The following is a 12724-nucleotide window of genomic DNA, read 5'->3' on the forward strand; positions in this document are numbered from 1 at the left end:
GGACGGGTGGTGGCGCTGGCCGCGCGGGATCTCTGGCATATGCAGCCATCACCGCTGCTCTCTTCGTTTTCTTACGTTGCGCTGGAAGCGGCGAAAGAAGCGGCGCCTGAGCTCCCACGAGGGTTGCTGTTGCATGAATGGCATGACAACTGGCAGGAAATGACCGAGGCGCTGGAGTGCGTATCGATTCATTTTAATCACAAAGTGCTTAATGAAAGGCGGGTTGCAGAGCTGAAAAAGTCCGGGTTACGGATCCTGGTGTACACAGTCAACAAGGCGGAAAGGGCAACTCAACTGCTGAAGTGGGGTGTCGATGCCATCTGCACAGACGCCATCGACACCCTGGGACCAGATTTTCACACTCCTTCCTGACCTGCCTACAATGCTGGCTGAATCCACTCACCCCAGTCACTGACTTGAGTAAGCTGCTGGGGGTTCATGCACTTGCCGTCTTGTTGCACGCCAGTCAGGTAGGCGCGTGCTTCATAAACCTAGTTGGTATTTTGCTGGACCTGCGGCGTGGTGTTGGTTCCAGGCTGTGACTGAATCACGCGCTGGGAAGCACTGTTCCGCTGCTCCTGTACCTTACGCTGTGTGTCCTGACTCTGACGCTGCTGATCCTGCTGCAACTTCAGTTTCTGCTGGGACTGCTGCGTCTGCATCTGATTTTGCATCCGTTGAGTGCTGGGATTGTAGCCCGGCTGATTTGGCTGATTGTTGTTGTTCAACATATTTGCCATACCGCTTAACGGTGCCAATGCGGCAACTAAAATAACTAACCATTTCATAAATGCCTCCTTATTTGATTACTCAAGTGTATGCCAGGGCCACCAAACTGCCTCCAGGAGTGGACTGAATTTCCGTCCCGCCTCGCCTTTTCTCTTATTTCGTACACACTTAACAGCGGTAAACAAACGTAAATAAGACTAACAAGAGGTGAAGATGACAGGACAGGGTAAGTTGACGCGGCTTGCGGGACCGCTAATGATCGGGCTGTTGCTGTGGCAGGGAGCGAATGCCGCGCCCACAGCACCAGCGGTTTCTTACGGTGTGGATGCCGATACGTTCCACCCGGTTAAAGAGCAACATGGGATGGTGTCGTCTGTCGATGCGACAGCAACTCAGGTTGGGGTGGATATCCTTAAGCAGGGCGGCAACGCGGTTGATGCGGCGATTGCGGTGGGATATGCACTGGCGGTTACACACCCTCAGGCGGGAAATCTGGGCGGTGGCGGTTTTATGATGCTGCGTACCGCTTCAGGCCGCACCACTTCCATCGACTTCCGTGAAATGGCGCCGACCAGAGCCAGCCGTGACATGTTCCTGGACGCGCAGGGCAATGCGGACAGTAAAAAATCCCTTACCTCTCATCTGGCTTCCGGCGTACCAGGCACGGTGGCTGGTTTTGCGCTGGCGCACAAAGAGTACGGCACCCTGCCGCTCAGTCAGTTGATCCAACCGGCTATTAAACTGGCCAGCAAAGGGATCGTGGTGAATGAAGCGCTCGCTGATGATCTGAAGGTTTATGGCAAAGAAGTGCTGATCACCCATCCCAACAGCAAAGCGATTTTCTACAAGCCGGATGGCCAGCCTTACAGCCGGGGCGAGAAACTGGTGCAACGCAATCTGGCCCACAGCCTGGAGTTGATTGCCACGCAGGGGGCGGATGCGTTCTATAAAGGCGCTATCGCCACGCAGATTGACCAGGAGATGGCGGCTAACGGCGGTCTGATTAACAAACAGGACTTAGCGAAATATAAGGCGATAGAGCGTAAGCCGATCAGCGGCACCTATCGCGGCTATGAAGTGTTCTCCATGCCGCCACCGTCATCTGGTGGCATCCATATCGTGCAGATCCTGAATATCCTCGAAAACTTCGACCTGGCGAAAATGGGCTTCGGCAGCGCGGATGCGATGCAGGTGATGGCTGAAGCGGAAAAATATGCCTATGCCGATCGCTCCGAATATCTCGGCGACCCGGACTTTGTGAAGGTGCCATGGCAGGCGCTGACCAGTAAAGCCTATGCAAAATCGCTGGCGCAGCAGATTGATATCAATAAAGCGCGACCTTCCTCGGAGATCAAACCTGGCAAGCTTGCACCGTATGAAAGCAACCAGACCACCCATTTCTCGGTGGTAGATAAGCAGGGTAATGCGGTAGCGGTGACCTATACGCTGAATACCTATTTTGGCAGCGGCATCGTGGCGGGGAACAGCGGCATCTTAATGAACAATGAGATGGATGACTTCTCGGCCAAGCCGGGTACGCCGAATGTCTATGGTTTGGTCGGCGGCGAAGCCAATGCTGTAGGGCCTTATAAGCGACCACTTTCCTCAATGTCGCCGACTATCGTGGCGAAAAACGGTAAAACCTGGCTGGTAACCGGGAGCCCAGGCGGCAGCCGCATTATCACCACCGTGCTACAAATGGTGGTGAACAGTATCGATTATGGGATGAATATCGCTGAAGCGACCAACGCGCCACGTTTCCATCATCAATGGTTGCCGGATCAACTGCGGGTTGAGAAGGGCTTCAGCCCGGACAGCCTGAAACTGCTGGAAGCCAAAGGTCAGCATGTGAAGGTGATGCCAGCGATGGGCAGCACGCAGAGCATTATGATTGGGCCAGACGGGATGCTGTATGGCGCGTCCGATCCCCGTACGATTGATGATTTAACGGCAGGATACTGATTGGTCTGCCGGTAGAATAATTAACGGCTTCAGCAAGATTGTCCCGCTGGAGCCGTTTGTTTTTCCCGATCGTTTATCGAACCTGATCGGGTTAAGCCTCTCTTTTCTTCTCATGTTCCGCAAGCCGAGTGTTGAACTCTTCCGCCAGACAACCCTGCTGCAAAGCTTCCAGTATCAGCTGCTGCTGCGTTTTCGGCACCAGGCCACCTAACGGCGGATCGGTATCCAGATTGGTCGGGAAGGAATAGCCTTCACCACTTGCGGCTACCACGGCTTGCCGCTGTGCTTCGCTCAACTTTTTCGTCAGTAACGTGGGATAGATCGCTTCCAGTACCTTGACATGATTCACTTTTTCCATCGTTTTGCCGAAGGCCGACGACACCTGTAACAAATTGGCGGTGCGAATATGATCCTGAGTCACGTTCGTTCCCGCAGCATGGAACAGAGCCGGATTGAAGAACAACCCATCGCCTTTTTTCAGCGGCAGCTGAACGGCATGCTGCTCGAAGAACTCGATAAAGCGCGGGTCGCGCCACGCAAGATAGCCTTCCGCATACTGCTGTGACCACGGCAGAAGTTGCGTTGGACCAGACTCGATGGGCATCTCACTGTGGGCAACCGCGCCCTGAAGCGTCAGATATTGCGACAGGATGTGTAACGGCAGCGGGAAGCGCGCGACAACGTCATTAACCTGAAAGCCAAGATGGTAATCGCGGTGCGGTTGCTGCGCTTTACCGCCCGGACGCACCTGATTTACCTGCGCAGTCATTTCATAGCCAGGCCCAACCCAGGCTTCGCAAATCAGCGCCAGTAACGGGTTGCTGTAATAATCGATAAACGCATCAGCATCGCGCTCAGCCACCTTTTGCAGGGCATTCCAGATGCGGCCATTACTGCCTGCTTTGGCGAAGTGATCGCCGCCGCCGCCGTTAGCCGCTTCGCTGGCGAGGATCGCTTCGAAGACGCTGCTGCTGCGATCTACGGCAGAAAGGTCCTGATACAGGCCCTGCACCACAAAGACGCCAGGCCCGCTGGACAGGGCGCGGTGTAGCTCACTCAATACAGTCTGACGGTCTGCTTCTGCAGCGGCTATCAGGTCATCACAATGATAGATGAGGACATTTTTTTCGGCTGAATGTGCCAGCGGGAAGTCGGTCTTCGGCAAGGTTTGCGCACAGATCGTGGCGAAATCATCCAGCGAAATCTGGCTATCATTACTGTAGATGTTAGTCATTTGGCGCCTCACAGAGTCAGAGCTTGTGGCGGCTGGAAGCCACCGTTATCACCACAGCCAACCACCGACTGATCGAAGTCGATCACCGATCCAGTCATCATTCCTGACTCTTCTGAGAGCAGAAAAGCAACGCCTCGGGCAACTTCCGCCGGTTTTAACAAGCGGCCAAACGGCTGTTGCTGCTCCGCTTTTTCCAGCCAGCCGTCTTCCGCCTGATGGTATTGCCGCTGAATATCATCTTCATGCGGGGTATCCATCCAGCCAATGTTGAGGCCATTCACCCGGATGCGGTTGCGCATTGCACTGAAGGCGACGTTTTTGGTTAAGGTCACCAGCGCCCCTTTCGACGCGGCATACGCTGTCAGGAAGCTTTGGCCACCGTGTGAAGTCATGGTGATGATATTGACGATGCTGCCCTCAACGCCTTTGGAAATCATCAGCTTGATCGCTGCCTGCATCAGGAAGAAGGGGGCGCGGACGTTGACCGCCATAATGGCATCGAACAGCTCAGGCGACGTGCTGAGGATAGTGCCGCGATCGGACATGCCAGCGCAGTTCACCAGCCCGTGCAGCGTGCCAAAACAGGACTCTGCGGCCGCGATGACTTTGGCACAGGCTTCAGGTGAACTGATGTCTGCTTCAACAAAGATCGCCTCACAGCCTGAATGACTGAGACTTTCGACCTGTTCTCGTCCGGCTTCGGCGTTGCGCCCACAGATCACGATGCCACGTGCGCCACGCTTTGCCAGCAGATGGGCCACGGCAGCGCCAAGTCCCTGGGTTCCACCCGTGACGACGAACACTTTGTTGTTGAACATATTGCTTTCAGTCAGGCTCATTCTTTGTCCTTTCTTTTTTTAGGGGGGAGGTAAGGTCTGTCCACTTGCTCACCCTGACCTTAGCAATTACATTTGATTAACAATACGTCGGCATAACCTCAAAAAGACCTCATTTTATGGCCAACCCATTTTCACTCAAGCAAATCGCGGCCCAATCTGGCGTCAGTAAAGCCACGGTCGACAGGGCGCTGCACCAGCGTGGCAGCGTGCATCCCCGAACGGCACGGCGGATTGCGCAGGCTATCCGCGATCTGGAGTTGCAGCAGCGCGCAAGTCTTGCCAGCGGCCGCACATTGCCGATTGATTTAGTGATGCACGCGCCTGAACGCTTCAGTTCGCTGACCCTTGCGGCGCTCCTCAGCCAGATAAAAAGCTTTGCGCCTTTCCGCCTGACTTTGCGTTGCCATATTTTTGAGGAGACTTCGCCAGAAGAGCTGCAACGGGAGCTGCGCCGCTGTGGTAATGACAGTTATGGGGTGCTACTCAAGGCAAGCGATCATCCCTTGCTGGAAAGCTGTATTGCCGAACTGGCAGCACTGCGAGTCCCGGTTGTGACGATGGTCACCGACCTGCCGCAAAGCGAGCGGATCCGTTATGTCGGCATGGATAACGAAGGGGCAGGGCGAACGGCAGCGTGGCTGATGTCTCGCTGGCTTCCGGCGGTGGCACAAACGGTAGCTGTAGTCCTCAGCAGCGCTGGATTTCGCGGCGAAGAGCAGCGAATGGAAGGCTTTATTGCCGCGCTAAATCAGCGGGCGCCCTGGCTGAATACGGTGGCGGTCAGCGAAGGTTATGGCATCGATCAACTGACTTTCAGGCAGATGTGCTTAGCGCTGGAACAAGACCGCACTATCGAGTCTGTTTACAGTGTTGGTGGCGGCAACAGCGCCATTCTGAGGGCCTTTACTGAAATGAACCGCGAGGTAAAAGTCTTTATCGGTCACGACCTGGATGAAGAGAACAGGCGATTACTGGCGGCGGAAGAGTTGGATGCGGTGATTGACCACGATCTGCGTGAGGATGCCCGATCGGCTTTCAGCGCTATCCTGCGTTTTCATGGCTTCCTGCCGGAGGAGGAGGAACAGCAAACGGCGTTTTCACGCGTGATCGTGGCCACGCCGTTCAATGTTTGATTAGACAGGCAGCTGCTCATCCTTCAGGCGTGCCATATACAGCGCATCAACCTGCTGACCGTCACGAACCGCGAAGCGGCGTGCAACGCCTTCGGTCACAAAGCCGAATCGCTGATAAAGCGCGATTGCCGTGGCATTGTCAGAGAAAACGGTCAGTTCAATACGTTCGATACTCAGCCAGTTATCGCAGAGGGTGATCATCTCTTTCATCAGGGCTGAAGCCACGCCTTTGCCACGGTGATGGAGATCAACGCAAATTCCGAACGAAGCTGAGTGACGGCGGCGTAATCGGTCACTCACTTCAAGCGTCAGATCGCCCACCACTTCACCCTCAATGCAGGCGACAAATCGCTGCTGGCCTTGTTTCGGTGAGGTCAGGCGATCCTGCCACATTTGCTGCGAAGGATGCGGAAGCTGGAGCGTATCGCGGTAAGTTTCTGGCTGGCTCAGAATGCGAAAAAGCGCCTCAGCATCAGTCGGTTCGGCATGACGTACAACGATCTCACTCATTTCCTTGCTCCTTGTTTTGTCCTATTCCTCTTTAAGATCATGGCCTTTAGCCGATAAATCAAGCAAAAAAAGTCTTTACAAGTGCGAATGATAATGATTATTATTGTCATGCGTTCCCGGCATGGGCTTCACGGACCAACGGGAAAGCACGACATTGCTCACATTGCTTCCAAGTATTATTTAGCCAGCTCGGGTGCTGGCTTTTTTTTTGCCTGCTCATTGCCCCCCTTAAACTCTCGCTGCCAAATTGTCTGTTTGATCCTGCCATATTCCATCGAATAATTTGAACAGAGGAGACAATTTTATCCACTATCATCCCTTCCGGAACAGGTCCAGACTGTTTGAAAACGTTGAGGAGGATTGAACATGATTTACTTACGCAAAGCACAAGATCGCGGTCACGCTAATCACGGCTGGCTGGACAGCTACCACACATTTTCTTTTGCCAGCTATCACGATGCCAATTTCATGGGCTTCTCGGCGCTGCGGGTGATTAACGAAGATGTGATCGACGGCGGACAAGGTTTCGGCACTCATCCCCATAAAGATATGGAGATCCTGACTTATGTGCTTTCCGGTACGGTTGAGCATGAAGACAGCATGGGCAACAAAGAGCAGATCCCGGCGGGCGAATTCCAGATTATGAGCGCCGGCACCGGTGTGCGTCACTCTGAGTACAACGCCAGCAAAGACGAGCCGCTGCATCTGTATCAGATCTGGATTATCCCGGAAAAAACCGGCATCGAACCTCGCTATGCTCAGCGCCGTTTCGATGACGTGCAGGGCCGCCAGTTGGTGCTTTCTCCTGACGCCCGTGACGGTTCTTTGAAGGTGTTCCAGGATATGACGCTGTCGCGTTGGGCGCTGAAACAGGGCGAACAAGGCACGGTCGACATTGAAGCGGGCCGCCGTGTCTGGATCCAGGTGGTGAAAGGTGATGTCTCCGTGAACGGTGAAAAAGCTTCAACCAGCGATGCCTTCGCTGTCTGGGACGAAGCGGCTCTGGCGATTGAAGCCGGAAGCGATGCCGAAATCCTGCTGTTCGATCTGCCTGCAGTTTAAGTTCGTCACACTTTGGGTGCGGTTTACCGCACCCTTCACCGTTTCCCTTTCATTTTTGTTACACTCTGCTCATCTCTCCCCAGACCCTTTACAACAATGAAGAAGAAAAGACCGGTATTACAGGATGTTGCCGATCGTGTGGGCATCACCAAAATGACCGTCAGCCGTTATCTGCGTAACCCTGATCAGGTCTCTGTTGCCTTACAGAGCCGGATTGCCGAAGCGCTGGATGAGCTGGGTTACATCCCCAATAAAGCCCCCGATATTTTGTCTAATTCCACCAGCCGCGCGATTGGCGTGCTGCTTCCCTCGCTGACTAACCAGGTCTTCGCCGATGTGCTGCGCGGTATCGAAGCCGTGACGGATGCCGCTGGATACCAGACCATGCTGGGCCACTTTGGTTACAGCGCGGAAAAAGAAGAGCTGCAAATCCGCTCTTTGCTGGCCTGGAACATTGATGGCCTGATCCTCACCGAGCGAACCCACACCGCAGCCAGCCTGCGGATGCTTGAAACCGCCGGGATCCCGGTGCTGGAAATGATGGATTCGGTTTCACCTTGCCTGGATATGGCCGTTGGCTTCGACAATGTGGAAGCGGCGCGACAAATGACGCACGCCATTCTGCAGAAAGGCTATCGCCGCACGGTGTACCTTGGCGCACGGCTGGATGAACGTACTTTGCTGAAACAGCAGGGCTATGAAAAGGCGATGCTGGAGGCCGGTCTGGAACCGCGCAGCATTATGATGGAAGAAGCGTCCTCTTTCTCGATGGGCGCCACCTTGTTGAAGGAAGCGCAATGCCGCTATCCCGACACCGACAGCCTGTTTTGTACCAACGATGACCTGGCGGTAGGGGCGATGTTCGAATGCCAGCGCCAGGGATTGCGGGTTCCTCGAGACATGGCGATCGCCGGTTTTCACGGCCATGATATTACTCAGGTGGTAACACCTGAACTGGCAACGGTGGTGACACCGCGTGAAAAAATGGGCCGTGAATCTGCCGCTTTGCTGCTGTCCAGCATCCGTGGTGAGACCAGCGAGACCAAACAGGTGAATGTCGGCTTTACCATTTCGGAAGGTGGCAGCATCTGACGGCAGGGCGGATTTATCCGGAGCCTGTGGGCAAAATGTGATGCAGCCCGCATGCTCCGGCTGAAAGTTGCCCCTTTGTGCCGCCATCACTCTGAAACTGTCATTTTTTTGAGCTACTTCACATTTACCAGCTTTTTCCTCCCCAGCTGTTGCCTTAGCGGACGGCCGTCCAGACAATGTTACCGATAACAAATTGGGCTGATCCCGAACGGCCATCTCCATAGACTTCTCTGCCGGAGCATAAATAATGAAAACCACCCCTTCGTCCAACCACGTTTTCGTGCTGATGGGCGTATCCGGAAGCGGCAAATCAGCTGTTGCCAACGCCGTTGCACACCAGTTGAAAGCGGCGTTTCTTGACGGGGATTTTCTTCATCCTCGCGCCAATATCGAGAAAATGTCTGAAGGGCATCCGCTCAATGACGATGACCGTAAACCCTGGCTGGAAGCGATTAACGATGCGGCTTTCGCCATGCAACGCACCAACGAAATCTCGTTGATTGTCTGCTCTGCGCTGAAAAAGAGTTACCGCGATATTCTGCGCAAAGGCAACGACAACCTGTCGTTCGTCTATCTGCAGGGTGATTTCGACACCATCGAATCCCGCCTGCGTGCGCGTAAAGGGCACTTCTTCAAACCGCAGATGCTGGTCACCCAGTTTGACACGCTGGAAGAGCCAGGCAGCAATGAGAGCGATGTACTGGTCGTAGAAATCAATCAGACGCTGGATGAGGTAGTGGCCGAGACCGTTACCACTATCGAAGGCGCGATTAAAAAATAAGTTGGATGTAATGGCTACTGCAACACTGGTTTTAACCGCAGCAGGTTCTGTTTTACTGCTGCTGTTCCTGGTGATGAAAGCGCGTATGCACGCCTTTGTCGCTCTGATGTTAGTTTCTGTTGGGGCCGGAATTTTCTCCGGCATGCCGCTCGATAAAATCGCTGACACCATGCAAAAAGGCATGGGCGGCACGCTGGGCTTCCTCGCTATTGTGGTCGCGCTGGGGGCGATGTTCGGCAAAATTCTGCATGAGACGGGCGCGGTTGATCAGATCGCTATCAAGATGCTGAAGACCTTTGGTCAGAGTCGTGCGCATTATGCGATGGGCGTAGCCGGGTTAATTTGTGCGCTGCCGTTGTTCTTTGAAGTGGCTATTGTGCTGCTGATCAGCATTGCCTTCGCCGTGGCCCGTCGGACTAACGACAACCTGGTGAAGCTGGTTATTCCTCTGTTTGCCGGTGTGGCTGCTTCAGCCGCCTTCCTGATCCCTGGGCCTGCGCCGATGCTGCTGGCATCGCAGATGCACGTCGATTTTGGCTGGATGATCCTGCTGGGCGTTTGCGCCGCGATCCCAAGTATGCTGATTGCTGGTCCGCTGTTCGGCAACTTTATCAGCCGTCATGTGACGTTCACGCTGCCAACGGAAACCACTCATCCGGATTTTGACGAGAGCAAGCTGCCTTCCTTTGGCTTCAGCCTGTCGTTGATCCTGTTCCCGCTGGTGCTGGTTGGTTTGAAAACCATTGGTGCACGTTTTACCGAACCTGGCACAAGTTTATATGAGTGGCTGGAATTCATTGGTCACCCGTTTATCGCTATTCTGCTGGCCTGCCTGGTGGCGATTTATGGCCTGGCTTACCGTCAGGGCATGGATAAAGAACGTGTGATGCAGATTTGCGGCAGTGCGCTGCAGCCTGCCGGGATTATCCTGCTGGTGATTGGTGCTGGTGGCGTATTTAAGCAGGTGCTGGTGGATTCGGGTGTCGGCCCGGCATTGGGCAATGCACTGACCGGTGCTGGTCTGCCGGTTGCGCTGGCGTGCTTTATTCTGGCTGGTGCGGTGCGCATCATTCAGGGGTCGGCAACGGTTGCCTGTCTGACCACGGTAGGCCTGATTATGCCGGTGATTGAGCCGCTGCATTACTCAGGCGCGCAGATGGCTGCGCTGTCGATCTGTATCGCTGGTGGCTCGATTATCTTCAGCCACGTCAACGATGCGGGTTTCTGGCTGTTTGGCCGCTTTACCGGCGCAACGGAAGCACAGACGCTGAAAACCTGGACGATGATGGAAACCATTCTGGGCACGGTCGGCGCTATCGTCGGGATGATTGCTTTTGAGCTGCTGTCCTGATCGGCACTTGAAAAGGAGAAGGGCGCTCACTGAGCGCCCTTTTTTTGTTAAATCTTCAGATAAGCCCGTATGCCATCCAGGAACATCTGGGTTGCCAGCATAATCAGAATCAAACCCATCAGCCTTTCCAGCGCATTGACGCCTTTCTCCCCCAGCAGCCGTAAAAATACGCCCGACATCAGCAGGATAATCACCGTTGCGCCCCAGGCAATCATCAACGCGCCGACCAAATGCGTCATCTGATCGGGATACTGATGCGATAAAAGCATCAAGGTAGCCAGCAAAGAGGGGCCGGCCACCAAAGGAATTGCCAGCGGAACCAGGAAAGGCTCTTCTCCGGCAGGTAATCCGCTGCTGCTACTTTCGCTGGAAGGGAAGATCATTTTAATGGCGATGAGGAAAAGAATGATGCCACCGGAAATTGACACGGTTTCAGTACGCAGGTTCAGGAAGGCGAGGATTTTCTCGCCGGCAAACAGAAACAGCAACATGATCACCAGCGCGATCAGCATTTCGCGGATCAAGACCACCCGTCGACGTTTAGGCTCCAGATGCTTTAAAACCGACATAAAAATCGGCAAATTGCCCAGCGGGTCCATAATTAGCAACAATAATATCGTTGCTGAGATCATTTCAGTCATCGTTTCTGTCTCTGTTTGATGCCGTCAACGGCAAATTAACCCGCATTTTTCAGGCTACAGATCGGGCTTTAGCCGCCTTCCTGTTTACTGAATAATGACCGGTATATTAGCGATATTGCTAAAAATTTGCCGATAATCGATTTAATTCACTTGCCACTTTTGCAGCATTTTGTAAGGTGTTAACCATACTTCTTTCTTATAACTTTAACAGGTCAGGCCTTACTCTTTTCGCCAGCCATTTACTGGCCGGGCAAGCCAGTGGTCTGCAGCAGGTGCAACATGAAATCAGTAGGACTTATCGGTTGGCGTGGCATGGTCGGATCCGTTCTCATGCAGCGCATGGTAGAAGAGCGTGACTTCGATGTGATTCGCCCGGTCTTCTTCTCTACTTCTCAGCATGGCCAGGCGGCCCCGGAGTTTGGCGGGCAGTCTGCCGGAACCTTGCAGGATGCCTTCAATATCGAGGCGCTGAAAGCGCTGGATATTATTATTACCTGTCAGGGCGGCGATTATACTACTGAAATCTATCCAAAACTGCGTGCTGCCGGCTGGCAGGGTTACTGGATTGATGCTGCTTCCACGCTGCGCATGAATGACGATGCGCTGATTATCCTCGATCCGGTCAACCACAACGTGATCCACCAGGGACTGGACAAAGGCATCAAAACCTTCGCTGGCGGTAACTGTACTGTGAGCCTGATGCTGATGTCACTTGGCGGCCTGTTCGCCAATAATCTGGTTGAGTGGGCTTCTGTTGCGACTTATCAGGCGGCTTCCGGCGGCGGCGCACGTCACATGCGTGAACTGCTGACTCAGATGGGCATGCTGCATGACCACGTAGCAAAAGAGCTGCAAAACCCGGCTTCTGCCATTCTGGACATCGAACGTAAAGTGACGGAGATGGGCCGCAGCGGCGTTCTTCCGACCGACAACTTCGGCGTGCCTTTGGCTGGTAGCCTGATCCCCTGGATCGACAAACAGCTTGAGAATGGTCAGAGCCGCGAAGAGTGGAAAGGCCAGGCTGAAACCAACAAAATTCTGCAGCCATCCAGCGTCATTCCGGTAGATGGGCTGTGTGTCCGTGTGGGTGCGCTGCGCTGTCACAGCCAGGCCTTCACGCTGAAGCTGAAAAAAGACGTGCCGCTGAAAGAAGTGGAGCAACTGCTGGCTTCCCATAATGACTGGGTACACGTAGTACCAAACGATCGGGAGCTGACCATGCGTGAATTGACGCCTGCAGCAGTTACCGGCACGTTGAAAACGCCTGTAGGCCGTCTGCGTAAGCTGAACATGGGGCCGGAATATCTCTCTGCCTTCACCGTTGGCGATCAGCTGCTGTGGGGCGCCGCTGAGCCTCTGCGCCGCATGCTTCGTCTGCTGGTTGGCTAAG

Annotated in this window: 13 protein-coding genes; 8 read left to right on the forward strand and 5 right to left on the reverse strand. The window is 54.2% G+C overall.

Annotated elements, in window-relative coordinates; genetic code table 11:
- The coding region (locus WCC56_RS01985) for a glycerophosphodiester phosphodiesterase family protein (RefSeq protein WP_424690768.1) at positions 1-372 on the forward strand (372 nt) is incomplete at its 5' end.
- Between the two features lie 119 nt (positions 373-491).
- On the opposite strand, the gene WCC56_RS01990 is transcribed toward WCC56_RS01985, so the two are convergent.
- On the reverse strand, positions 492-788 hold the full coding sequence (locus WCC56_RS01990; protein WP_424690769.1) for a DUF2756 domain-containing protein: 297 nt from the start codon (positions 786-788) through the stop codon (positions 492-494).
- Between the two features lie 154 nt (positions 789-942).
- Between WCC56_RS01990 and ggt the strand changes: the two genes are divergently transcribed.
- Positions 943-2691 carry a gamma-glutamyltransferase gene (gene ggt, locus WCC56_RS01995; protein ID WP_424690770.1) on the forward strand — a complete coding sequence of 583 codons (1749 nt, stop codon included), beginning with the start codon at positions 943-945 and terminating at the stop codon, positions 2689-2691.
- A gap of 91 nt (positions 2692-2782) precedes the next feature.
- On the opposite strand, the gene WCC56_RS02000 is transcribed toward ggt, so the two are convergent.
- Positions 2783-3925, reverse strand: coding sequence for a phytanoyl-CoA dioxygenase family protein (locus WCC56_RS02000; RefSeq protein WP_424690771.1), 1143 nt, complete (start codon positions 3923-3925; stop codon positions 2783-2785).
- Between the two features lie 8 nt (positions 3926-3933).
- Positions 3934-4764 (reverse strand): SDR family oxidoreductase, encoded by an 831-nt coding sequence (locus WCC56_RS02005; protein WP_424690772.1) that lies wholly within the window; start codon positions 4762-4764, stop codon positions 3934-3936.
- A 116-nt stretch (positions 4765-4880) separates the two neighbouring features.
- Here WCC56_RS02005 and WCC56_RS02010 point away from each other — a divergent pair, with 116 nt between their 5' ends.
- The gene (locus tag WCC56_RS02010) at positions 4881-5897 is read left to right on the forward strand and encodes a LacI family DNA-binding transcriptional regulator (protein WP_424690773.1); all 1017 of its coding nucleotides are present in this window, start codon (positions 4881-4883) and stop codon (positions 5895-5897) included.
- Here WCC56_RS02010 and WCC56_RS02015 read toward each other — a convergent pair whose 3' ends face one another.
- The gene (locus WCC56_RS02015) at positions 5898-6407 is read right to left on the reverse strand and encodes a GNAT family N-acetyltransferase (RefSeq protein ID WP_424690774.1); all 510 of its coding nucleotides are present in this window, start codon (positions 6405-6407) and stop codon (positions 5898-5900) included.
- A 366-nt stretch (positions 6408-6773) separates the two neighbouring features.
- Here WCC56_RS02015 and WCC56_RS02020 point away from each other — a divergent pair, with 366 nt between their 5' ends.
- The 4 genes from WCC56_RS02020 (at position 6774) to gntU (ending at position 10693) form a co-directional block, all read left to right on the forward strand.
- Positions 6774-7469, forward strand: coding sequence for a pirin family protein (locus WCC56_RS02020; RefSeq protein ID WP_424690775.1), 696 nt, complete (start codon positions 6774-6776; stop codon positions 7467-7469).
- 96 nt (positions 7470-7565) lie between these two features.
- Positions 7566-8561, forward strand: coding sequence for a gluconate operon transcriptional repressor GntR (gntR, locus tag WCC56_RS02025; protein WP_424690776.1), 996 nt, complete (start codon positions 7566-7568; stop codon positions 8559-8561).
- A gap of 247 nt (positions 8562-8808) precedes the next feature.
- Positions 8809-9342: a gluconokinase gene (gene gntK / locus WCC56_RS02030; protein ID WP_424690777.1), complete on the forward strand. Its 534-nt coding sequence runs from the start codon at positions 8809-8811 to the stop codon at positions 9340-9342.
- A 10-nt stretch (positions 9343-9352) separates the two neighbouring features.
- A complete protein-coding gene (gene gntU / locus WCC56_RS02035) occupies positions 9353-10693 on the forward strand; it encodes a gluconate transporter (protein WP_424690778.1) in 1341 nt (446 codons plus the stop codon).
- A 47-nt stretch (positions 10694-10740) separates the two neighbouring features.
- Here the strand turns inward: gntU and WCC56_RS02040 are convergent, their stop codons facing one another.
- A complete protein-coding gene (locus WCC56_RS02040) occupies positions 10741-11334 on the reverse strand; it encodes a YhgN family NAAT transporter (protein ID WP_424690779.1) in 594 nt (197 codons plus the stop codon).
- Positions 11335-11613: 279 nt separating this feature from the next.
- Between WCC56_RS02040 and asd the strand changes: the two genes are divergently transcribed.
- Positions 11614-12723 carry an aspartate-semialdehyde dehydrogenase gene (gene asd / locus WCC56_RS02045; RefSeq protein WP_424690780.1) on the forward strand — a complete coding sequence of 370 codons (1110 nt, stop codon included), beginning with the start codon at positions 11614-11616 and terminating at the stop codon, positions 12721-12723.
- Position 12724 lies beyond the last annotated feature (1 nt).

Origin of the sequence: Erwinia sp. (genome assembly GCF_049696395.1) — a bacterium.
Taxonomy (GTDB): Bacteria; Pseudomonadota; Gammaproteobacteria; order Enterobacterales; family Enterobacteriaceae; genus Erwinia.